20 protein-coding genes and 1 pseudogene are annotated in these 23,132 nt (G+C 64.4%); 12 read left to right on the forward strand and 9 right to left on the reverse strand.

All coding sequences use genetic code 11. From position 1 onward, the window contains the following. Nucleotides 1-42: 42 nt before the first annotated feature. A protein-coding gene (locus tag HAP54_RS49910) for an IS3-like element ISRj2 family transposase (RefSeq protein ID WP_166296389.1) occupies nt 43-1,172 on the forward strand; the annotation gives its coding sequence in 2 pieces (ribosomal slippage) (nt 43-295 and nt 295-1,172; 1,131 coding nt in all). Nucleotides 1,173-1,290: 118 nt separating this feature from the next. On the opposite strand, the pseudogene HAP54_RS49915 reads toward HAP54_RS49910, so the two are convergent. The 3 genes and pseudogenes from HAP54_RS49915 to HAP54_RS49925 all read right to left on the reverse strand — a co-directional run. Continuing rightward, nucleotides 1,291-2,256, reverse strand: a pseudogene (locus HAP54_RS49915) (MmgE/PrpD family protein); the annotation flags it as partial. Then, nucleotides 2,246-3,292, reverse strand: a complete 1,047-nt coding sequence (locus tag HAP54_RS49920) for a PdxA family dehydrogenase (protein WP_166298372.1) — start codon at nt 3,290-3,292, stop codon at nt 2,246-2,248. The gene HAP54_RS49920 and the pseudogene HAP54_RS49915, both read right to left, overlap by 11 nt. A 6-nt stretch (nt 3,293-3,298) precedes the next feature. Continuing rightward, on the reverse strand, nt 3,299-4,831 hold the full coding sequence (locus tag HAP54_RS49925) for a cation:dicarboxylate symporter family transporter (RefSeq protein ID WP_248114526.1): 1,533 nt from the start codon (nt 4,829-4,831) through the stop codon (nt 3,299-3,301). Between HAP54_RS49925 and HAP54_RS49930 the strand changes: the two genes are divergently transcribed. Next, a complete protein-coding gene (locus HAP54_RS49930) occupies nt 4,754-5,743 on the forward strand; it encodes a LysR family transcriptional regulator (protein ID WP_166298374.1) in 990 nt (329 codons plus the stop codon). The genes HAP54_RS49925 and HAP54_RS49930 overlap by 78 nt on opposite strands. 26 nt (nt 5,744-5,769) lie before the next feature. Here HAP54_RS49930 and HAP54_RS49935 read toward each other — a convergent pair whose 3' ends face one another. From HAP54_RS49935 to HAP54_RS49950, 4 genes are read right to left on the reverse strand one after another with little or no spacing between them, the layout of a single operon-like run. Continuing rightward, nucleotides 5,770-6,960, reverse strand: coding sequence for a M24 family metallopeptidase (locus tag HAP54_RS49935; RefSeq protein ID WP_166298375.1), 1,191 nt, complete (start codon nt 6,958-6,960; stop codon nt 5,770-5,772). A gap of 17 nt (nt 6,961-6,977) precedes the next feature. Then, on the reverse strand, nt 6,978-8,390 hold the full coding sequence (locus HAP54_RS49940) for an MFS transporter (RefSeq protein ID WP_224741446.1): 1,413 nt from the start codon (nt 8,388-8,390) through the stop codon (nt 6,978-6,980). Nucleotides 8,391-8,408: 18 nt separating this feature from the next. Then, a complete protein-coding gene (locus HAP54_RS49945) occupies nt 8,409-9,200 on the reverse strand; it encodes an alpha/beta fold hydrolase (RefSeq protein ID WP_166298377.1) in 792 nt (263 codons plus the stop codon). Between the two features lie 11 nt (nt 9,201-9,211). After that, complete coding sequence (locus tag HAP54_RS49950) at nt 9,212-10,831, reverse strand: FAD-dependent monooxygenase (protein ID WP_166298378.1); 1,620 nt, start codon at nt 10,829-10,831, stop codon at nt 9,212-9,214. A gap of 109 nt (nt 10,832-10,940) precedes the next feature. Between HAP54_RS49950 and HAP54_RS49955 the strand changes: the two genes are divergently transcribed. The 8 genes from HAP54_RS49955 (at nt 10,941) to HAP54_RS49990 (ending at nt 18,005) form a co-directional block, all read left to right on the forward strand. Then, entirely contained in the window at nt 10,941-11,837 is an 897-nt protein-coding gene (locus HAP54_RS49955) for a LysR family transcriptional regulator (protein WP_166298379.1), read from the forward strand. Nucleotides 11,838-12,115: 278 nt separating this feature from the next. Further along, a complete protein-coding gene (locus tag HAP54_RS49960) occupies nt 12,116-13,660 on the forward strand; it encodes an aromatic ring-hydroxylating oxygenase subunit alpha (RefSeq protein ID WP_224741445.1) in 1,545 nt (514 codons plus the stop codon). After that, nucleotides 13,596-14,003: an aromatic-ring-hydroxylating dioxygenase subunit beta gene (locus tag HAP54_RS49965; RefSeq protein ID WP_248114332.1), complete on the forward strand. Its 408-nt coding sequence runs from the start codon at nt 13,596-13,598 to the stop codon at nt 14,001-14,003. The genes HAP54_RS49960 and HAP54_RS49965 overlap by 65 nt, the downstream gene beginning before the upstream one ends. Nucleotides 14,004-14,012: 9 nt before the next feature. Further along, nucleotides 14,013-14,336, forward strand: coding sequence for a non-heme iron oxygenase ferredoxin subunit (locus HAP54_RS49970; RefSeq protein ID WP_029083648.1), 324 nt, complete (start codon nt 14,013-14,015; stop codon nt 14,334-14,336). A gap of 36 nt (nt 14,337-14,372) precedes the next feature. Continuing rightward, the gene (locus HAP54_RS49975) at nt 14,373-15,686 is read left to right on the forward strand and encodes an MFS transporter (RefSeq protein ID WP_166298381.1); all 1,314 of its coding nucleotides are present in this window, start codon (nt 14,373-14,375) and stop codon (nt 15,684-15,686) included. Next, nucleotides 15,683-16,276 carry a MarR family winged helix-turn-helix transcriptional regulator gene (locus tag HAP54_RS49980; protein WP_166298382.1) on the forward strand — a complete coding sequence of 198 codons (594 nt, stop codon included), beginning with the start codon at nt 15,683-15,685 and terminating at the stop codon, nt 16,274-16,276. The genes HAP54_RS49975 and HAP54_RS49980 overlap by 4 nt, the downstream gene beginning before the upstream one ends. Before the next feature lie 147 nt (nt 16,277-16,423). Continuing rightward, complete coding sequence (locus tag HAP54_RS49985; protein WP_029083651.1) at nt 16,424-16,705, forward strand: hypothetical protein; 282 nt, start codon at nt 16,424-16,426, stop codon at nt 16,703-16,705. 346 nt (nt 16,706-17,051) lie between these two features. Next, entirely contained in the window at nt 17,052-18,005 is a 954-nt protein-coding gene (locus HAP54_RS49990; protein ID WP_166298383.1) for an AraC family transcriptional regulator, read from the forward strand. A 50-nt stretch (nt 18,006-18,055) separates the two neighbouring features. Here the strand turns inward: HAP54_RS49990 and HAP54_RS49995 are convergent, their stop codons facing one another. Beyond that, the gene (locus HAP54_RS49995; protein WP_166298384.1) at nt 18,056-18,913 is read right to left on the reverse strand and encodes a DUF2066 domain-containing protein; all 858 of its coding nucleotides are present in this window, start codon (nt 18,911-18,913) and stop codon (nt 18,056-18,058) included. A gap of 199 nt (nt 18,914-19,112) precedes the next feature. On the opposite strand from HAP54_RS49995, the gene HAP54_RS50000 reads away from it, so the two are divergent. Continuing rightward, nucleotides 19,113-20,129, forward strand: coding sequence for a zinc-dependent alcohol dehydrogenase family protein (locus HAP54_RS50000; protein ID WP_166298385.1), 1,017 nt, complete (start codon nt 19,113-19,115; stop codon nt 20,127-20,129). Between the two features lie 12 nt (nt 20,130-20,141). Here the strand turns inward: HAP54_RS50000 and HAP54_RS50005 are convergent, their stop codons facing one another. Then, a complete protein-coding gene (locus tag HAP54_RS50005) occupies nt 20,142-20,915 on the reverse strand; it encodes an enoyl-CoA hydratase-related protein (protein ID WP_166298386.1) in 774 nt (257 codons plus the stop codon). A gap of 123 nt (nt 20,916-21,038) precedes the next feature. On the opposite strand from HAP54_RS50005, the gene HAP54_RS50010 reads away from it, so the two are divergent. After that, nucleotides 21,039-22,628, forward strand: a complete 1,590-nt coding sequence (locus HAP54_RS50010; RefSeq protein WP_166298387.1) for a gamma-glutamyltransferase — start codon at nt 21,039-21,041, stop codon at nt 22,626-22,628. Nucleotides 22,629-23,132 lie beyond the last annotated feature (504 nt).

Below are 23,132 nucleotides of genomic sequence, written 5' to 3' on the forward strand. Positions count from 1 at the left end.
CCTGACAGCGGCGAGGATTCTTGCCGCGAATCAGGAGCGAAGATGACGAAGAAGAGCCGCCGGATGCATTCTCCGGCATTCAAGGCGAAGGTTGCTTTGGCTGCGGTCAAAGGCGAGAAGACGCTGGCGGAGCTGGCGCAACTGTTTGATGTTCATCCGAACCAGATCACGATCTGGAAAAACCAGCTCCTGGAAGGCGCCGCCGGCGTGTTTGGGCATGACAAGGCGTCGGCCGAGACGCCGGTCGATTTGAAGGCGTTACATGCCAAGATCGGCGAGCTGGCGTTGGAAAACGATTTTTTGTCCGGCGCGCTCACCAAGGCGGGCCTGCTGAGCGCAAAGCGATGATCGACCGCGGTCATGATCTTTCTATCGTGCGCCAGGCGAAGGTCCTGAAGCTGGCTCGCAGCACGGTCTACTATGAACCTCGGCCAGTTTCGGCCGAGGACCTTGCCTTGATGCGTCGGCTCGATGAGCTGCATCTCGATTATCCCTTCGCGGGAGCGCGTATGCAGCGATCGTTGCTGCGGCGGGAGGGCGTATACGCCGGTCGCCGCCACATCGCGACGCTGATGAAGCGCATGGGGATCGAGGCGGTCTATCGTCGCCCGAACACGAGTAAGCCGGCACCGGGTCACAAGATCTACCCGTACCTGTTGCGCGGATTGAAGATCGAGCGGCCCGACCAGGCGTGGGCAATGGACATCACCTACATTCCGATGCGGCGTGGCTTCGTCTATCTCGCGGCGGTCGTCGATGTGTTCAGCCGACGGGTCCTGGCCCATCGCGTCTCGATCACAATGGAGGCGGCCTTCTGCGTCGAAGCGGTCCAGGAGGCGTTGGCGAAGCACGGCAGGCCCGAGATTTTCAACACGGACCAGGGCAGCCAGTTCACCAGCCTCGAGTTCACCGATGTGCTGCTGGACGCGAAGATCGCCATCAGCATGGACGGCAAGGGCGCCTGGCGCGACAACGTGTTTGTCGAGCGGCTCTGGCGCACGGTCAAATACGAAGAAGTTTATCTCCGCGCCTACGACAGCGTGTCCGAGGCGCGAGCGTCAATTGCCAAGTATCTGGCCTTCTACAATCAGGGACGCCCTCACTCGAGCCTTGACGGGCGCACGCCCGACGAGGCTTACTTCGGCACGCAAGCTATGGTGATGGCCGCATGACCGTCGCCGACGATTTTGTCGTCGCTCTGGTCGGGCTACGCCCTCCCGACGCAACGACAAAATCGAAAGGCCCCGCGTTCAGCATAACCCGGCAGGAATCCACTTAAATCCCGCGGGGCGCTGTCCAAACAACCGGCGCCAGCTCTAACGGCTTGTAGGTATTCAGCGCCGCCTCGTAGCGCTTGCCGAGGTCGACCAGGATCTCGTTGTAATCCTGCTTGGTGCTGATCGTATTGGCCCAGCCGCGCTTGGCTTCGATCATCGCGTCGGACGAGGTGAAATTCTTCGACGCCAGAATGGCGGCGAAGATGCCGCTGGACGCGGCGCGGCCGGGGTTGAAGCTCTTGTTCATGGAGCCGAAGGACTCGCGCAGGCCGACCGGCTGCGACGCCGCAAGGCCCAACGCCCAAATCATCTGCTGCTCGTTCAGCTTCAGCAGCTTGCCGACGGCCGCCGCCGAGCCGAACACGCCGGCCGTGCCGGTGATGTGCCAACCGACATCATAATGGTTCGGATAGACCGAATAATGGTTCGGATAGACCGAGTTACCGATCCTGCATTCGGTCTCGACGCCGAGCACCAGCGCGTTCAGGAACTCCTTGCCGGAGACCGGCTGCATTTCCGACAGCGCAAGGATCGCCGAGGCGACGGGACCGGCGGGATGGATGATGGTCTTCAGATGCGTGTCGTCATAGTCGAAGATGTGGCTCGACACGCCGTTGATGAAGGCCGCATTCATGATGTCGAACCGCTCGCGCCGCCCGAACAGCGAGGCCTGCTGCGGACCCGAGAACGGACCGAGCGCGGCGACCGCAATGTCGACCGTCTCGTGATGCGATCCGCCGATGGCGACGCCGACCCAGTTCAGGAGCGTCCGAACCCCCTCCTTGCGGACATTGGCCGGCAGATCGTCATAGCTCGCGGTGACGAGATAATGCGCAAGTGCGCGGGTGACCTCCTTGGGCGGCGCGGCCGCGGTCGCCGGCGCTGGCGCGGACGCTTGCGCGAAGGCCGCGCTGCTGCCGACCGCCGAAACCGGAAGCGCGGCAGCCGCCCGGATCAGGGTCCTGCGATCAGTGGGCATGGGATGTCTCCAAAGACTTCGTCGAGGATTTCATCGAGGCCAATTGCGCCGCGAGACGGACGGCGCTTTCGAAGGCACCGGTCTTTGCGACGCCCTGGCCGACAATATCGAATGCCGTCCCGTGCGACGGCGTGGTGAATACGGTCTCGAGCCCGGCCGTGACGGTGACGCCGCGGTTGAAGCCGCGCAGCTTGGTCGCGATCTGACCCTGGTCGTGATACATCGCGACCACGCTGTCGAATTCGCCGGCAAAGGCCCGGACATAGACGGTATCCGCGGGATAAGGTCCGCTGCAGGCGATCCCTCTCTTCGCGGCCGCTTCGACCGTCGGGCGGATCAATTCGATCTCGTCGCGGCCAAACAGGCCGCCCTCGCCGGCATGCGGATTGAGCGCGGCCACCGCGATGCGCGGCCTGGCGACGCCGGCCCTGCGCATCATCCGGTCGACCAGCTCGATCGCATCGGTGATGCTTTCCGCATTGATACCGTCCAGCGCCTCGCGCAGCGACTGATGTCCGGTAACCCGCGACATCCATTGGCCGTCCAGCACGTTCATCTCGGAGAAGTAGCTCTTGTGCCCGAGCAGGCTCGCGAACATCTTGTGTTCGTCGGGGAATTTCCAGCCGCCGTCGAACATCGCCCGCTTGTTGAGCGGCGCGAATGTGATGGCGTCGATTTCGCCGGCCCTGGCGAACTCGATCGCCCGCGACAGCGTCTCACCGGTCAGCCGGCCGGATTCGGCGTTGGATTTGCCGGGCGGGAACTTCGCGGGATCGGTGTTGCCGAGATCGACGAGTTGCACGGTGCCCTGTCCCCAGCGAGCCGCCTTGGGCGAGCTGATCCGCTCGACGTCAAGCTTCACGCCAGCATGCGCCATGCCCATTTCCAGCACACGGGCGTCGCCTATCACGACGAGGCGCGCAGCATCGCTGAGCCGGTCGTCGGAGAGAATGCGCGCGGTCTGTTCGGGACCGATACCGGTGCAGTCGCCCGGGGTCAGCGCCACGATCGGCAGGTCGTTCGTATTGGTAGCCATTGGTCCTTACTTTGCTGTCTGGATTTGAGCGGAAGACCGAGCCCAGTCCGCCCTGTTGAATTCGCCATCCCATTTCGCGACCACAATCGCGGCCACGGCGTTGCCGATGGTATTGGTGATGGCACGCGCCAACGACATGAAGCGGTCGATGCCGAGCAGCAGCGCCAGTCCTTCCGCGGGCAACCCGGCCGCGACCACGGTTGTCGCCAGCGCCGCGAACGCGCCGCCGGTGACGCCGGCCGCCCCCTTGCTGGTGAACAGCATCACCACGAACAGGCTGAGCTGTTGCGCGGCCGTCAGCTCGACACCGTAGACCTGGGCGACGAAGATCGTGCTCAGCGGCAGCGTCAGCGCGACGCCGTCGAGATTGAAGGAATAGCCGGAAGGAATGACAAGGCCGGCCACCGCCCGGCCGACACCGGCCTTCGGCAGTTTCTCCATCATCCCGGGGATGGCGGTCTCCGACGACGAGGTGCCGAGCACGACGAGCAGCTCGGTGCGCAACAGGCGCAGCAGGTCCATCAGGCGAATACCCGCAATGCGGCAGATCGTGCCGAGAATGACGAAGATGAAGAACGCCATCATCGCCCAGGCGGTGCCGACCAGCAGCGCCAGCGCATACAGCGTAGCGGCACCGAACTTCGCGATCGTGAAGGCCATGGCGCCGAAGGCGCCGATCGGGGCCAGCGCGACCACGACATGGACGACGCTGAAGACGAGCTCGGTCACCCGCTCCAGGCCCGACCGCAGCGGCGGCGCCTTGTCGCCGAGCAGGACGAGGCCGATGCCGCACAACAACGCGAGCACCAGCACCTGGAGCACGTCGCCGCTCGCGAACGCGCCGACAAAGCTTTCCGGCACCATATGCTGGATGTAGGCCGACAGCGATCCGACATGGGCTTGCGCGTAGCGCGCAACCGTCTCGGCCTGCTGCGTGGTGGCATGGGCCACACCCGCGCCGGGCTGGACCCAGCGCACCACGACGAAGCTGAGCAGCAGACACAGGGTCGTGACGGCCTCGAAATAGACGAGGGCCTTGAGGCCGATCCGGCCCACCGCCTTCATGTCGCCGACCTGCGCAATGCCGGTGACCACGACCAGAAAGATCAGCGGCGCGATCGTCATCTTGATCAGCGAGATGAAGATATCGCCGAGCGGCTTGAACTCGACGGCGACAGCCGGGAACAATGCGCCGAACAGCGCGCCAAGCGCGGCACCGGCCACCACGAGCACATACTGCTCGCGCCAGAGCGGCTTGCGCCGCCGCTCGGACGCAGCCCCCGAGATAGACTCGGACAGCGGAGTTGTGGCGACCTGCAATTCGTTTCCCCCAAAGGCGTGTTCGCGCCATGCCGGATCCGGATGGCGCCTTGTTCTGGTTTTGCGATGGCGTTTACATTGGACCAGCAGCCTGTCGGGCGCTAATGCCGTATTGGCATGATTTGAGGACAAAACGTCATTATGGATCTGATTTGGCTGGAGGATTTCCTTGCGATCGCCGAGGAGGGCGGGTTCTCGCGCGCCGCTGAGCGCCGCCATGTCACCCAGCCGGCGCTGAGCCGCCGGATCAAGGCATTGGAGGGATGGCTGGGTACACCGCTGTTCGAGCGGAGCACCCATGTCGTGACCCTCACCTCCGCAGGGCAGAGCTTCCGTCCGATCGCGGAGGACGTGTTGCGCAGAGTCCTGAACGGCCGGGAGGAGGCATTGGAGGCGGCTCGCCTGAAAGCCGAAACCATCCAGTTCGTCGCCACGCACGCGCTCTCGCAGTCGTTCTTTCCGGACTGGATACGAAAGGCGGACCGTGCCCGGACCGGTTCGGCGGTGCAACTCGTCGCATCCAACTTTGGTGGGTGTGAACGACTCCTCCTCGAAGCACAGGCGCACTTCCTGCTGACTCACTATCACCCTACCCTCGTCACACGACTGGATACGGATCGCTTTCAACGCATCGAGCTGGACACCGACGTGCTGGTTCCGATCAGCGCACCGGCTTCAAAGCACACGCCGCGAGGTGGCCGCCGACGCAAGCCGATGCCTCGCTATCAGTTGCCGGGTTCCACCAAGGCCCCGCTGCCCTACCTTGCCTACCATCCTGGATCGGGCGTGGGGCGGATCGTCAACTCGTTCCTTGCGGCAAAGGAGCCTGCGGCCGTTCTCGTGCCGAGTTTTGCCGCGCCAGTGATGTTGCTGGTCGACATGGCGCGTGAAGGTCGTGGCATCACCTGGGCGCCCCGCAGCCTCGTTCAGCGCGAGTTGCAAAGCGGCCGGCTGCTAAGAGCAGGCGGGGAGGAATGGGACATTGCGATCAGCATTTGCCTGTTTCGTTCCCGATCTCGCCTCACCAACGCGGCTGAAAGCTTCTGGAACGGGATCAAGAAGCAACGCAACGGTTACCTCGAAGCCGCGGCGCACGCTCCCGGCGTCACACCGAAACAGTCGCGCAAATGACTGATGCTATGGCTCTGGTCGGCCAGCTACGCGTTGCGACACGTCGCATTCCATTCCCGGCCATGGTCACCGGGGGCTTCCAAGCCCGTCTCGGAGACGATCAGCGTGTCCTCCAGCTTGATGTAGCCGCGCGCCGGATGCAGCAACGCAGTTTCGACCGAAATCACCATCCCGCTTTCGAGCGGGCGATCGGCATCGTACGGCGAATAAGGGACCGGGCCGGTGGCAGTCAGGCGCGGCGCTTCATGACTGACTAACCCAATTCCGTGCGCGGTGAAGTCAAGCACGGCACGATGGGGAGACGATTTGACGGCGGCCTCGCCTGACGCAATCACGTCGCCACCCATGGCGCCCGGCCGGATGACGCGGCGCGCGACCTGCTGGATGTCCTCGATCTCCTGCAGCAATTCGCGAAGCTCGTTGTCGGGCTCCCCCAGGATGCCCATGCGGCTGAGGTCGCCGATATATCCCCGGTAGTTTCCTCCGGAATCGATCGAGATCACATCGCCCTCCGCAAGACGCTGGCTCGACGGCGCACGGTTGTGGCTCTTTCCCGCGGCGATCAGGCAATACTCGAAGACGAGGTCGCGTTCCTGTTCCTCGCGCCGCAGACGAGCGACGACATCGTTCTTGGTTATACCCGGTGCACAGTTCTTGAACGTCACCAGCATCGCATCGACGACCCGTTCGGACGCTTCCCTGATCAGCGCGAGTTCGGCGGGAGACTTCACGGCACGAAGGCGTTCGAGCGTGAAGTGGGCCTCGCGGAGCTCGACCTTGTCGAGGCCGGCTATCAGATGATCCCTGGCGTCAGCCGGCAGAAAGCCTGCCTCGACGCCGACGCGCCTTGTCCCGCCCCCGAGCTTCCGCACATGATCGATCGCAAGCCCGATCGCATCGATCGTGCCCCAACTGCCGGTTTTGACAATCGGCGCCGCTATCCGCCCAAGTTCATGCTCGAACGTTTCCATGCCGTTCCCGATGTAGATGGAATTGTCTGGATGTCCCTTCTGATAGACGAACACCGGCAGATAGCGGCTGGTGCCGATCGCCTCCATGACGTCGAAGAAGAAGAAACGATAGCCACCAAGGAGATATTGCACATTGTGCCGCGAGGTCGCGATCAGCACGTCAATGCCCGCCTCCTCCATCAGCCGATCGAGTTTTGCGGTGTTGAACGGCGCCGCTGTTGCGATCGGTTCGAGCGCATTGTCCATGGTCTGCCCCTCTATCTTCACACTGCCGTTTTTGCCGCCAGCGACTTCGCTGCGGCGGTTGAACCGGCATTATCACCGAACAGGGCCACCGGGCGCCCATGCGGCTCGACGCCGAGGAAGGTGAAGGCAAGCCCGATCAGGAGACCCGCGCCGGCAAGAAAGAAGAACGCCGGCCTCACCGCCGAGGCGGTCGCGCCTGGATGCACCAGATTGTCCGCACCGGCGATCAAGGCGAGGCACAGCGGCCCGACGATCTTGCCAACCCCGTTTGCGAGCTGGGCAAGGCCGACCGCACGTCCCGAAAGTTGCACCGGAAAGATCTCCGCGGGATAAGGCGCGATGTTCGAGAACCCACCGTCGAAGAACACGGCGCCGACAATCAGGAACACCAGGAACAGCGGGACCGAGCCGGCAAAGTCATTGTGAAAACAGGCGGCCAGTGCCAGCGAAACGGCAGTGCCATAGCCCATCAGCTGGCCGCACGGCTTGCGACCGATCCGATGCGCCAGGAACGCGAAACCGGTGCGGCCAAGGACGCCGGCGAGGCTGACGTAGATGAACATCTTCGCTGCATCCTGTGGCGCGACGCCGAGCAGCAGCGCCACGATCGTCGGTCCCCACAGGAAGACGCCGTAGTTCGCGGTGCTGGCGCCGAACCAGATCAGGACCGTCAACCAGAACCGCCGCTGCTCGGCAAAGAGATCGGCAAATGTCGCGGAGTTCGTCGGCGGCAGCGGGGGCAGGACGAACGCATCGCCGCCGACCCGATAGAGTTTGCGGATGCTCGCCTGTGCCTCGCGCACGCGGCCTTTGCTGATGAGCCAGCGCGGCGACTCCGGCATGATGATCATGGTCAGAATCCCGAGAATGATCGGCAAGAAGCCGACCGCCGCCAATCCGCGCCAGCCAACCAATGGCAACAGGAAGCTCGCCGTGACCGACGCCGACAGCACGCCAAAGGCGACCGGAACGAGCACGAGGCTCGTGACCAGCGTGCGATGACGGGTCGGCGCAAATTCGACGATGGCAGGAACCGCCACCGCCGCGCCTGCGGCAAGGCCGAAACCGACGAAGAAACGCAGGATCGCAAACGCAACCCAGCCGTCTTCCGGAATCAACGCGATCGCGCCCGAACTCACGCCGCACAGCAGAACACCGGCAACCGCCAGCGGCTTGCGCCCGAAGCGATCGGCGAGGAATCCGGAAACGAACGCCCCGAGCATCGCCCCGATGCCGGCGCTCATCAGCATGATCGAGGTCTGCCCGAACGTCAGGTGCCATTTCGGCGCCAGCACCGAGACCAGAAATCCGACCACAAAGAAATCGAAGAAATCGACCACGCCGGTGACGGCGAAGATGATGATCGATAGCCAATAGCGCGTCGTCACCGGCGCCTCGTCGAACGGCACTGCGCTCGCTTGCTCAGCCATGGTCTCCCCCTGTTTTTGTCAAGGCGCCTTCTTTTTTGAATTCAGAAATGCCGTCACCGCCTCCGCCACCCGCTCGGGGGCCTGGATCGACGCGACATGGCCGACGTCCGCGATGATCTTCGTCTCGACACAGGCGAGATCTTGCGCGAGCGCAAATGTCTCGGCATTCGGGATCAGCCGGTCATCGCCACCTGCCAGCAGGAGTGTCGGACGATCGAAGGTGGCCAGATCGGCGGCGACGGGCTGCGCCAGCAGCGCGCCACGCCGCGCCTTCTGGCCGTCGTCGCGGCTCGAGCCCCGGAAGATGTCGATCAGTTCGGGCCGCGCGCGCAGGCAATCCGGCGGAAAGAAGAACTCCGCAATCTTCGGCGCGTTGGCGACGGTGTCCGCGCGGTAGGACGCGAGCGTGCGGAACGCAGCCGCATTGACGTCCAGCGGACTCCTGTTGACCTTCCAGGTGCTGCTCAGGATCAGGCGGTCTATCCTGCCGGGATGCCGGGCCGCCAGCACTTGCGCGATCAGGCCGCCCAGCGAGGTTCCCATGACATGGGCACGATCGTAGCCAAGCCCCTCGATCAAGGCCGCGGCATCATCGGCCAGATCGGCCAACGAATAGGACGACGGAGGATTTTTGGTGGCACCGGAATCGCGTTGATCATAGGCGATCACGGTGAAATGCGCGGCCAATAGAGGCGCAAGGCGGTCGAACATCGCATGATCGGCCTCACCGCCATGCAGCAGCACGAGCGGATCGCCACGTCCGATTTTCTCATACGCCGTGACGACGCCGTTGGCTTTGAACGATTGCATCGGAGCCCCCGCTAATGCAGCAGCGTTGAAAGCGCGCCGGCCAATTCTTTCGCCGGATCCGACGGCAGCCACGGCATCCGCCACGCCACATGCCCATCGGGGCGCACCAGCACGGCGCCGCGCATGCCCAGCTGGAATCCGTCCGCCGGGTCGGCCGCCGGCAATTGTTTCAACGAGAGCGGCAAGCCGGTCTTCTCGGAGACTTGCTTTCCCGCCTCCAGCCAGTCGCTGCCGAGCGGGCCCGCGACGACGGTGAACTCCTTGTCGAACCAGTCGAGCGTCGATTTCTTGCGCGACGGCTCGAGCCACATATGCGGAAAGCGCGCGCCGGGACGGTCGGTCGGCGTGTAGTAGCGGGAGTTCAGCGCCTTCGCGACGGTGCCATCGGGGATTACCGCGCCCTCCTCGTAATTGTGGCCGAGGTTCTGGCCGATGCTGTGCAGATGATTGTCCATATCGTTGATCCAGAACTTGATCCGGTCCGGATTCCGCGATCGCACGGCGTCGTCGGTCAGCCCAAATCGCAGCCTGTTCCCGTAGTTGAAATTTGCATTGGACTGCGCGATCGGGCGGCGCTCGCTGGAATAGCTGTCGAGCAACTTCTCATCCGCCAAGCCCTTCAGCACGAAGGCAAGTTTCCAGGCGAGATTGTGTGCGTCCTGAACGCCGGAGTTCAGGCCAAAGCCGCCGGTCGGCGGAAAACGGTGCGCGCAGTCGCCGACCAGAAACACCCGGCCCTTTCGAAAGGTCTCGGCCACCTGCATGCTGACGCGCCAGATCGAGCGGTTCAGAAGCGTGACATCGAGGTCGGGAATGCCGACATGGCCGCGCGCGATCTCGATGAACTCCTGGTCGGTCCACGGCCGCTCGCGATCGTCCTTGGTCTGGCCGATTTGGGTCACGGTCAGCCAGCGATCCCGGCCATTGGTGTTCAGGATGCCGGCGCGCGGCAGATCGGGCTTGTCCGGGATGATGATGAAGCCGGCGGCTTCGCGCGCGATTGGCAGCTGCGACAGGTCGGCCCGCCAGTACTCATTCGACATCACCGCCAGCGTGGACGGTCCGACCATCTCGATCCCCGCGCTGCGTCGGGTCTGGCTGCCGGCGCCATCGGCGGCGATCAAATAGGTCGCCGTCCACTGCGTCACGTCGCCGGTCTTCTGGCAACGTGTCGTGACGCTGACGCCGCTGTTGGTCTCCTCGAACGATTCACAGGCGGTGTTGAACAGGACGGTGGCGTGTTTGGACTTCCCGACCACCCGCAGGATTTCTTCCTCGACGGCGTCCTGGGCAACGAGGCTCTTCCAGGCGGGGGTATGGCCGACATTCGGTTCGGGACGGGTGCGCCCGAACTCGTGACCCGCGATGCTGTCGAGGAACACGAACATGTCGGAATTGTCCTTCAGGCCGCGGTCGCGGATCGCCTGCTCGATCCCCCACTGCCGGAAGATCTCCATGGTGCGGACCCAGCAGCCGCGCGACTTGGGATGATCTGTCGTCGTCGGGCTCTTCTCGACCACCACGCAGTCGATGCCGAAGCGATCGAGCAGCAGTGACATCGCAAGGCCGACCGGCCCGCCGCCGGCGATGAATACGGACGTCTGGCGTGCCTCGTCGGTGGCGATACCCATCCTCGTTTCTCCTCCGTTTGATCGTTGGCAGGAGACTGCTCTCTTTTTGGTATCTCACAAGAATATGTTTGATATGATATCCATCTCGATTTGAGATGGAGCCCCCATCATGGACTTGCGGCAGATTCGCTATTTCGTCGCCGTCGCCGAGCGTGGCGGCTTCGCCGCCGCAGCGAGCACGCTGAATGTCGCCCAGTCGGCGCTCAGCCGCCACGTCAAGGAACTCGAGAACGAATTGGGCGGCGCGTTGCTCGAGCGCGGTGCGCGCGGTGTCTCCGTCACCGAATCCGGCAAGGTGATGCTCGCGCGAGGGCGCTGGCTGCTTGGCACAATCGACGACATCAAGGCCGAAGTGCGCACGGAGAACCGCGAGCCCAGCGGTACCGTGCGGATCGGCGCGCCACCGAGTCTCGGCGACATCCTCTACGCACCGCTTGCCCAGATATTCGTGAAGCAGTTTCCGCGCGTGCGGCTGGAGTTGAGTGAGGGCCTGACGGAGAACGCATCCGACCGCCTGTTACGGGGTGAGCTCGATCTGGCGATCGTGACGACGCCCTCCCCCAACGATCACCTCGACTATGAAACGCTGGTTGTCGAGCAGGTGTTCCTGATCGGTCCGTCGCGCGATCCGCTGCTGAAGCGCGGCAAACTCACCCGCAAGGAGTTCGACGCCCTGCCATCGGCTATCGCCCCGCTCAGCCGCAACCCGTTCCCGTCGACCATGCTCTGCGCAGTACGGGTCGACAACAGCACCCCAATGAAGCGCATGGTGGCCTCGGGCCTCGGCTATGCCTTGCTGCCCTTCTCCGGAATTCACCAGGAAGTGGCTGCAGGAAGCCTTTCGGCGGCGCTGTTGCCGTGGATGCGCGCCGAGCGCGTGCTGGCGCTGCCGCGCGGGCGGCCGGTCAGCCGGGCAACACGTGAAGCGATTGCCGCGCTGAAGAAGATCTGCCGCGCCCTGATCGATGAGGGAATTATCCTGACCGCGCCCGCCCGCAAAGCCTGAACGCGCCTCACCGCTCCGGACGACTGCTGCTCACTCCGCATTGCCGCCGTCCGCGCAGGCCACATTTGCTGCACCACCGTGCCCAGCTCCGGCCTCTCGGCGAACCAATCGGCTTGACGATAGTTGTCATGACAACTATAGAGTCATTCCAAGATTGGCGATCAAGCCGGCTGTTCCCGCCGCGAAGGACGGGAGCCGTGAAGCTGCAATGATACTGCGGGCGACCTCGGGTTCGTCCGCTGCTTGCGCCGCCGGCGGTACGTCGAAGGGAGGACGTGATGAGCGCTGCTACGCAAAACCATGCGGCAAGGCTGAGCGAGATTTCTCGGCTCGTCGACGACCGGCCTGCCGAGCGCGTCTTCGAGGTCGATCGCCGCATCTTCACCGATCCCGCCGTGTACGACGCCGAGCTACGCCATATCTTCGAGGCCACGTGGAATTTCATCGGCCTGGAATCCCAAATCGCTCGGCCCAACGACTTCGTCACCACGCATATCGGCCGGCATCCGATTCTGGTGATGCGGAGTGCTGACGGAAAAGTCGGCGCATTCCTCAACACCTGCCGGCATCGTGGAACGATCGTCTGTCCCTTCAAGCAGGGCCGGCAGAAATTCCACGTCTGCCGCTATCACGGCTGGGCCTACGATTCGAGCGGCCGCAACATCTCCGTGACGGAGGAAGCGAGCGGGCAGTATCCGCCGTCCTTCTCGAACCAGAACCATGACCTGCTCCCGGTTGCACGCCTTGGCTCGTATCGCGGCTTCCTGTTCGCGAGCCTGTCGGCCGACGTTCCGCAACTGGAGGAGTTTCTCGGCGACACCCGCGCCTTCCTCGACCTCATCATCGATCAGAGCGACAGCGGCGAAGTCGAGTTCGTGCCGGGCGCCAGCACCTACACGTTCGACGCAAACTGGAAGCTGCAGTTCGAGAACGGTCTCGACTACTATCATTTCGCGACCACGCACAGCTCCTACGTCGATATCCTGAAGAAGCGCAATGCCAGTGCCGGACCGGACGCCGGCTTCACTGCGGAGCCGGAGGGCGAGCAGGAAGGCCAAGGCAGCTTCAGCTTCGATTACGGCCACGCCGTGAACTGGTCGATCAAGCGCACCCAGCTCTATGGCCGGCCGCTCGGCATGGATACGGCACGTCTGGATGCCGTGCGGCAGCGCGTCGGCAGCACCCGCGCCAAATGGATGCTTCGCCAGCGCAACCTCACGATCTTTCCAAACCTGCAGGTCATCGACATCCTGTCCGCGCAGGTGCGGACCTGGCGGCCGCTGGCGCCCGACAAGACCGAGATGGTGTCGCATTGCCTGGCTCCGGTCGGCGAAAGCGCCGCGGCGCGCACGCTTCGGATTCGCAATTACGAGGACTTCTTCAACGCTTCCGGGCTCGCAAGCTCGGACGACAACGTGATGTATGAGTTCTGCCAGACCGGCTACGACGCGGCGACCGCGGCACCGACGCAAGGCTATCTGCGCGGCATTGCAGACGTCGGCCGCGGCGAGAGCGCGCATGCAAGCGAGCTCGGCATCACCCCGTCCGAATGGTCGTTCGGCCCCACCAGCTTCGGCGGCGAGACGACTTCCATCCCGGCTACCGCGAGTGGCGCAGGCTGTTGCGGCACGCCGCGGGGGAGACGGCGTGATGGCAGCCGCTGCAATCAGGGAAACGGATGCCCACGCGATCGCATCCGCGACCATCTTCCGCGAGGCCCGCCTGCTCGACGCCGGCGAATGGGCCGATTGGGTCGCGATGTACTGCGAGGATGCCGTCTACTGGGTGCCGGCATGGCTCGACGAATACAGCACCACCAATGATCCCAACACGCAGGTCTCGCTGCTCTATCACGATGCCCGGCGTGGCCTGGAAGAGCGGATCGGGCGCATCGAGTCGCGCAAATCGATCACCGCGCTGCCGCTGCCGCGCACGGTGCACCAGATCTCGAACCTGGAGGCGTCCGAAGCCGGACCTGAGCAGATCATCTGCCACGCGGTGTTTTCCGTCCACGTCTACGACCCGCGCGTGGCAAAGGAGCATCTGCGCCACGGACGCTATCAGCACACGCTGCGACGTGAAGGCGAGACCTGGAAGATCGCGCGCAAGATCATCACGCTGGTCAATGACCGCGTCCCGACCGTTCTCGATTTCTACAGCATTTGAGAGGGCACAATGGCAGACCAAGGAACCTGGCACGCGGCCGCAACACTCGGCGAGCTGAACGAAGGCGAACCATACGGCGTCGAAATCGCCGGCCACCACATCGCGCTCTATCGCGTCGGCAGCGAGTATTACGCCACGAGCAACATCTGCACCCATGAGGAGGCGCTGCTGTCCGACGGCGTTCTGGACGGTTGCGAGATCGAATGCCCGCTGCATATGGGCCGCTTCGACATCAAGACCGGCGAGGCGCTGACCAGTCCGGTCGAGATCGACATCCAGACCTATCCGGTGCGCGTGGCAGGCGACCGGCTGGAGGTCTGCCTGCCCGCATAAGGCGACCATCAACAAAAAGAATCGGGGGAAACCGGGATGACCGAAGTCGTGATGGACAAGGCGGCGATAACGACCGCCGATCCGGAGATCGAACGCACCACGATCCGCAAGGTCGCGCTGCGCCTGATGTGGTTCGTGATGGCGATGTACTTCCTCGCCATTCTCGACCGCGGCAACATCTCCTTTGCCGCGCTGCAAATGAACAAGGAGCTCGGGCTCAATGCCGAGATGTTCGGCATCGCGGTCGGCATCATGTACTTCACTTATTCCATCTTCGAGATCCCGAGCAACCTCATCCTCAGCAAATACGGCGCACGCGTCACGCTGACGCGGATCGCGATCCTCTGGGGCATTGCCACGGTGCTGATGGCCTTCACGCAGGGCCCGCTCAGCCTCTATGCATTCCGCGGCTTTCTCGGCTTTGCCGAGTCCGGCCTGTTTCCCGGCGTGATGCTGCTGCTGAGCCTGTGGTTTCCGTTCAGCTACCGCGCCCGCTACAATGCGATGTTCAATTATGCGGTGCCGATCTCCTACATTTTCGCCTCGCTGATCTCGGGCGCCATCCTCGAGCTGAATGGGACGTTCGGCATCTCCGGCTGGAAATGGCTGTTCATCCTCGAAGGCCTGCCGCCCATCGTTCTGGGGATCGTCGGCATCTTCTATCTGACCGACCGGCCGCAGCAGGCGAGCTGGCTGTCGACCGCGCAACGCAACTGGCTGATCGGCGCGCTCGAGCGCGACGCCAAGGCAACCGGCGTGGTGCATGCCGAGGGCGTGCTCAAGACCATCACCAAGCCGATGGTGCTGCTGTTCGGCCTGTGTAATTTCGGCCTGTTCTGCGGGCTGGCGTCGCTGTTTCCCTGGCTGCCGCAAATCATCAAATCCTTCGGCCTGCCGAATTCGCAGGTCGGTTTCGTGACCGCGATCCCGCCGGTCGCCGGCCTGATCGGCATGATCGTGTTGTCGCGGCACTCCGATCATGTCGGCGAGCGCTTCTATTATGCCGCGATGACCTTCGTGATCGCCGCATCGGGCTTCGCAATTGCCGCCTTTTCAACGTCGCCGCTCTGGATCATCATCGGTTTCATGGTTGCCAATGTCGGTGTCTATGGTACGCAAGCCGTGTTCTGGACTATCCCGCAGTCCTACATGTCGCGGCAGAGCGCGCCGGGCGCGATCGGCCTGGTCAGCACCATCGGCAGCATCGGAGGCGCGACGATCCCGATCGTGATCGGACGCGCCAAGGACGCCTCCGGCAGCTTCACCACCGGATTCCTCGTGGTGACGAGCGTGCTCCTCGTCGCGGCGGTGCTGGTCCTGATCGCACGCTCTCAACTCGTAAAAGAATGAAAAGCCGGACCGCCACACCTCGTAGCAGAGCCCCCGACCAGCGTCGCGCCCCGCGCGAGGACGCGCGCTCGGAACTGGTGATCGACTTCGAGCGCTACGTGCCGACGGTGCTGTCGAGCCTGGTCGCGAAGCTGCGTGCCAATGCCAATGCCTTCTTTCCGCAAGCCTACGGCGTATCGCTCGCGGAATGGCGGGTGCTGTCCTTTCTCAGGGAGCACGAGCCGGCCAGCGCCTATGACATCTGGACCAACGCGCAACTGGACAAGGCGGTCGTCAGCCGCGAGACCACGTCGCTCAGAAAGAAGGGGCTGATCGAGCTGACGCCGGTCCGCGGCAGCGCCCGGAACCGGACCGAGATCCGGCTGACCAGACTCGGCGTGGCGCTGCTCGACCGCAGCCTGGACGAAATCCTGCGCCGGCATGACAACCTCACGGCCGGCCTCGACACCAGGGCGCTCGATGCCTTCTTCCGTGTCGTGGCGCATATCGAGCAGCGCATTTCCCACATGGGCGATCCATCGGACAATGCCATGCCGGCCCATGCGCCGGTCAAGCGCATTGTGAAGCGCAGGCCGCCAACCGGAGCCTAGCGGCGGCAGCCCGAAAGCGCGGCGGCCGCGCGGATCGAAATACGGGTCATCCACCGCTGGGTGCATGAAGGAACCGGCCATAATTTATGTTTCAGTAAGCAAGTTGTAGCTAGGATCGATGAGTGCGTTGCGTATGGGAGACTTCCAGTGATCGACTTTGACGAACTTCGTAGTATCGCAGCGGATGTTCGTATCTTCATCGACGCTTCGGAAGACAAGGGCGGCGCCTTGAAGGCCATCGTCGAGGCCTACGACGTCGTGCTGGGCATTTTCCCGGCCGGCCCCGGAATGGACCTTCACGTGGTCAAGGGCACTGAGGTCCTCAATCACATTGCGCAGACCCAGGCCTCGTCCGGCTTTACGCACACCGCGATCGCATTCCAGACCCGTGAGCAGGCTGTTGCGCTTGAGCAACTGATGGCGGCCTAGCCACCGGGGCTTCACGCTCCCGTGACGGGCATCGCATTTCGCTTTGAGATCAAGCGATTGCCTGACGCGCTGTGCGTTTGACGCGCACCCTTCGCCAATCTTGATGCCAATCCTGTCCTCAAGGCGCCGTCCCAGCGCAAAGACGCGCCAAGCGCGTCAATCCGGCGCCATCGTCCGCATTGCTTCGCAGCGCAAAACGAGCGAAAATCCGCACGTTTGTAGAACGAGATCATGGTCTCGCCACGCGAATCAGATCAATCTGGGCAAGTTGTCGCGGGCGCACTTTCTTCTGACGTCGAGTACTTGGTATTCGTGAACTAATCGCGCTACAGTTGTGGGCGTGGATATGGGCGAGCACCTGACGGTTAGCACCGGCGAGCTCGACGGCTTCGAGGGACTTCACGACGCCGTCAAAGGTTCGCATGTCGAGGTCATGCAGCTTGAGCGCGGCAGGCTGCGCGGCACGCTGTCTCATGTCGGGATCGGCAATTTTTCGCTCAGCATCGGCGCGTTCAATGTCGGGGTTCGCACCCAGCGCACGTCCGCCGATGACAAGCTGATCATCGGAATGCTGCTGAACGCCACCGACCGCGTCACGCATTGGGCTTTCGACATGCAGCCAGCCGACGTGCTGGTGATTCCTCCATCGGTCGAGCATGACGGCGTGTTTCACAAGGCCTCGTCCTACGCCGCAATTCGCTTCGACATGGCGGATCTGCCCGACATATTCGGCGGTGACCCGCGGCTCGCCGATGCCGAAACATGGCAAGCGAAGAACCACTTTCGCGCCGACCCCGCGATCGGCATGGTCGGGGCGGACCGGCTGCCGCAGATCGTCTCGCATCTCGCCCGCTATCCGGACGCGCTGTCGGACGCGTCGGCCGAATTCTGGAAGCGCGCGATCGTCGACTGCGTGAGAGCGACGGCGATCACGTCGCTGCCTCCAGATGGATCGAGCTATCTGCCGTCGGCGATGAAGCTGGTCCGCCACGTCGAGGATTACCTGCACGCCGCGGGCGCCCGCCCCGTCCATGTCTCGGAAATCTGCGGCGAGCTTCGGCTGTCGCGACGCAGCCTGCACCGCGCCTTCCACGAAGTGTTCGGCGTCGGCCCGGTAACGTTCCTGCGCTACAAGCGGCTCTGCACGGTCCGCGAAATCCTGCGCGAAAGCACGCCGGACCAGACCACGGTATCCAGGGTTGCGATCGAACAAGGCTTCATCGAGCTCGGGCGCTTCTCGCAATACTACCGCGCGATGTTCGGGGAATACCCGTCGCAGACGCTCGGCTACGCCGGGTAGAACGATCAGCCCGCGCTCAAGCGCGATGACGGCGCCAGGCTCGCGCAAGCTCATTTTGATCGCCCCGGATCGCCGTTACCCGACAGCACCTCCGCCGCGCCGCCGACGCCGCGGCGGAAGGCCTCGTCGAACGTGACGCCGCGAAATTGCCATCTGTAGGCCTTGCCGCGCCACGCCATCTGCCATTGCGTCGCCCAGCCGAGATCCTTGTCGTCCCAGACCAGCCGTCCGACCAGCGTGGCCTCGCCGCCCTGCGGCGCGACGATCGAGGTCAGCTTCGCCGGCGGCACTTTCAGGAGCTCGGCTGCGGTGACGTTGGCGCTCGTCAACGCGGCCGCGCTTGGCAGCACGAAGCCCATGCCGCGCTTGCCGGCCGCGGCTGCGAGCGCGTCGCGCTGCAGATCGGACTGCGTCCCGTCCGCGGTGACGACGTAATCCTTCGGGCCGTGCTGCATCTCGGTGAACACGCCGAGCACCGGCCGCTGCGACCGCCACGGCTTGAGGCCGAGCTTGCCGAGAATGCCGTCGATCTTCTTGTCGTCGAAATCCACCGTCAGATCATAAGGCCGGTCGCGGGTGCCCTGCTCGTCATGATGCGGCTTGCCGGCATACTGGTCGTGATAGTCGAAGCCACTGACGAATTCTTTTGCTTTCGATTTGTACGCGGCAAGCCGGCGATCGCCTGCCAGCATCGGCTGCCCGGAGACCTTGATCAGGACGTCCTCGAGACATGCACCGAAGCCGATGATGCGGTTCGGCTCGCCCTGGCCGGTGACGACGGTCTGCGCGCGGTAGAGGCTGTCGTCGGCCGCAGCCATCGCGCCACCGCAACAGATCAATGCAGCGGCAAGTAGCGCGCGAGCGAACTTGGCAATCAGATTACGCTTCGTCTCAAGCAAGGCAGCCATGGTCACCTCCGCTCGGTCACGTCATTATCGGCTCAGATTGGTATTTTTCGGCAGCGCCAACGCGTCCGGACATGGGCGCCATCGCATCGGCCGCTCCACACGCTCTGGCCACGCACGACGGGGCTGGCATATGCTGAGCGGATGCGCGGCGGCGGCGGGAGCGCGGCCCATCACAATAACATCCAGCAGGAGACGCCCCATGAAATGCTATGAGTTGCAAGGCCCCGGTGGCGTCGACGCGTTGGCGCTGGTCGACAAGCCGGTTCCGCAAGCCGGTCCGGGCGAAGTCCTGGTACGGCTGAAGGCCGCGACGCTGAACTATCGCGACCTGCTCACGGTCAAGGGCGGCTACGGCTCGCGCCAGAAATTCCCGCTGGTGCCGGTCTCCGACGGCGCGGGTATCGTCGAGGCGGTCGGCGCCGGCGTGAAGACTTTCGCGGCCGGCGATCGCGTGATCGGCAGCTTCTTCGAAAGCTGGCTCGGCGGCGAACCGAGCGAGGCACGAATGCGCGCGGCGCTCGGCGGCAGCGTCGACGGCGTGCTGACCGAGTACCGGGTATTTCCGGCGCATGCGCTGGTGCGCACGCCGGACCATCTCAGCGACATCGAGGCTGCCGCGCTGCCGTGCGCCGGGCTCACGGCGTGGAGCGCGGTGGTCAAGCTCGGCGACATCAAGCCGGGCCAGACCGTGCTGACCCAGGGCACCGGCGGCGTCTCGCTGTTCGCGCTGCAATTCGCCAGAATGTGCGGCGCCCGCGTCATCGCGACCTCGTCCAGCGACGCCAAGATCGCGCGGCTGAAGCAGCTCGGCGCCGATGTCACGCTCAACTACAAGACCACGCCCGACTGGGGCAAGAAGGCGCGCGAGCTGACCGGGCGCGGCGTCGATCTCGTCGTCGAGGTCGGCGGCGTCGGCACGCTGAACGAGTCGATCCGCGCCACCAGGATCGGCGGCACGATTGCCTTCATCGGCGTGCTCGCGGGTCCGGCAACGGCGGACTCCCGGCTGCCGCTGATGGTGATGCAGCAGCAGCAGCGGCTGCAGGGCGTCACCGTCGGCTCGATCGAGGACCTGCAGGCGCTGTGCGACGGCATCAGCATGCACGGCGTCAAGCCCGTGATCGACAAGGTGTTCGCCTTCGACCAGGTCAAGGACGCGTTCGCCCACATGGCGAGCGGCGCGCATTTCGGCAAGGTCGCGATTGCAATCGGGTAGGACCACCAAGGCCTAGCGTCCCGTGAACTGCGCCTTGCGCTTCTCGACAAAGGCCTTGCGGCCTTCTTGTGCGTCGGCGCTCTCACGGATCACCGACTGCACCTCGATCTCGCGGCGGAACTGATCCGCGTAGCTCGCGTGCTCGCTCTCCTCGAGCAGCTGGCGCGTCGCGACCAGCGCGCGCGTCGGTCCGTCGGCGAGACGGCGGGCGAGCGCCTTCGCCTCTTCGAGCAGTCTTGCGTCATCGACGACCTCGCGCACCAATCCCCACTCCTTGGCTCGCTCGGCCGACAACGGCTCGTTCAGCAGCATCAGGTCGAGCGCGCGCTGGCGGCCGATCAGGCGCGGCAACAGCCAGGTCGAGCCGAGATCGGGCACCAGGCCGATCCGGCTGAACACCTGGATGAAGCTCGCCGAGCGCGCCGCCAGGATGATGTCGCCGGACATCGCGAGGCTGAAGCCGCCGCCGGCCGCAACGCCGTTGACCGCGACCACGACCGGCAGGCTGCATTCGCGCAAGGCGCGCATCGCCGGCCAGTAATGCGTCATCACGCCGGCCACGATGTCGTTGCCGAGCGACTGGAACGCCTTGAGGTTCTGCCCCGAGCAGAAGCCGCGCCCCTCCCCGGTCAGGACCAGCGCGCGGATGCCCGTGTCGCTGGTCATCTCGCCGACGGCGGCTGCGAGATCGCCGAGCAATTCCGGTGTCATGGCGTTCAGGCTTGCGGGGTCGTCAAGCGTCAGGATGCCGACCTTGCCGTCCCGTTCGCGCTTCACTGCGGTCATTTTCCTCTCCCTGGAATTGCTTGTTATTGAGCTTCTTGTGCCGCTCTCTTGCGCTTACTGTGCCATGCTTGGCATGCTACGCCAACGTGCCCCGCCCGCAACAAGAACAGCGAAAGCAACGCCATGTCCGACCAGTTCTCCAACTCGCAAGTGATCCGAAAACCCGCCGTCAGCGCCAAAGGCGGCATCGTCGCGGCGCAGTCGCGCAAGGCGGCCGAAGTCGGCGCGGAGGTACTGGCAGCGGGCGGCGATTGCGTCGACGCCGTGATTGCAACCACGTTTGCCCTCGGCGTGCTGGAGCCCTGGATGAGCGGCGCCGGCGGCGGCGGCGCCATGGTGCTGTACCGCGCCAAGGAAAACCGTGTCGAGGTGATCGACTACGGCATGCGCGCGCCGGACGGCCTCCGCCTGGAGGATTATCCGCTGACCGGCGGCGCGGCCTCCGACCTGTTCCCCTGGGCGCGGGTCAAGGACGACCGCAATCTGCACGGCCCCGGCTCGATCGCAGTGCCCGGCGTCGTCGCCGGCATGGAGGAGGCGCATCGCCGCCACGCCAAACTGCCGTGGAAGGAGCTGCTGGCGCCGAGCGTCAAGCTCGCCGGCGAGGGCCTGCTGGTCGATTGGTGGACCACCGCGATGATCGCAAGCTCGGCCATCGATCTGCGGCGCTATCCTGCCAGTGCCGCGGCCTATCTGCTGGATGGCCTGCCGCCGAATGCGCCGTGGGGCATCAAGTCGAGCGTCCGCATGCCGCAGGACAAGCTCAAGGCTTCGATGGCGCAACTCGCCGCGGCCGGTCCGCGCGATTTCTACGAGGGCGATCTGGCGCGCAGCATCGCCGACGACATCCAGGCTGCCGGTGGCGCGCTGTCGGTGCGCGATCTCGCGTCGTTCCGCGCCCATCTGCGCGAGCCGCTCAGGATTCCCTATCGCGGCGGCACGGTCTATGCGACGCCGGAGATGACCGCGGGTCCGACCATGGCGCGCACGCTCGGCCTGCTGCAGAAGGCGTTCGAACCTGCACAAGGCGGTCCGGATGCGGCCGCCTATACGGCTTACGCCGAGGCGCTGCAGGCCGCCTATCGCGAGCGGCTGAAGGAGATGGGCGACATCGACGGCCGCCGCGCGCTCGGGGCGGATGCGATCGCGCCGGCCTGCACCACGCATTTCTCGGCGGTCGACCGCGACGGCAACATGGCCGCGGTGACACAGACCCTGCTGTCGAATTTCGGCTCGCGATTCGTGACGCCGAACACCGGGCTGACCATGAACAACGGCATCATGTGGTTCGATCCGACGCAGGGCGCACCGAACTCGCTGGCGCCCGGCAAGCGCTGCCTGACCAATTACACGCCGGTCGTGGCGGAAACAGCCGACGGTCGCCGGCTCGCCGCCGGCGCATCGGGCGGCCGCCGCATCCTGCCGGCGGTGTCGCAATTGCTCTCTTTCGTGATGGATTTCGGCATGGACCTCGACGCCGCGATCCATCAGCCGCGGATCGACGCCAGCGAAGGCAATGTGGTGATCGGCAATGTCAGGCTTCCCGCCGCCGTGCGCGACGCGCTGCGCGGCCGCTTCGACTTCGAGGAGGCCCGCACCCAGACCCTGCCGATGAAGTTCGCCTGCCCGAGCCTCGTGCTGCGCGACGGCACCACCAACAGCGGCGCCACCGAACCGTTCCAGCCCTGGGGCGATGCGGTGGCGGAGGGGTAGGAGCGCGGGCGGCACATCAAATTCGTCGTCCCGGCGGAAGCTACCAGACCCGTCATCCTGAGGAGCGCGGAACGCGCGTCTCGAAGGATGCACGGCCCGGCTAGTGGCCGATTCATCCTTCGAGACGCGCGCAAGAGCGCGCTCCTCAGGATGACGGTGATAGAGTTGAGTACGCGGAAATCGCCTCATCGTCATTGCGAGGAGCGAAGCGACGAAGCAATCCATCGCTGCGCATATGCGGAGAACTGGATTGCTTCGCTTCGCTCGCAATGACGGTGTGGGTTTCTGATTCAACTGTCAAACAGCTCGTTCGGTGTCATCACCCGCGCATGCGGGTGATCCAGTATTCCAGAGACGCCGGTGTCTGAGCCGAGAGGCCGGGGCGTACTGGATCGCCCGGTCGAGCCGGGCGATGACGGCTGTGGGTGGGACGCAGTTCCGCATTCTCGCAACGTAAATTGCCCGAGCTTTGCATCTCGTTTCGCCCTCTTGAACAGAGGGCGC

The sequence above is a fragment of the Bradyrhizobium sp. 2S1 genome (genome assembly GCF_011516625.5).
Taxonomy (GTDB): Bacteria; Pseudomonadota; Alphaproteobacteria; order Rhizobiales; family Xanthobacteraceae; genus Bradyrhizobium; species Bradyrhizobium septentrionale.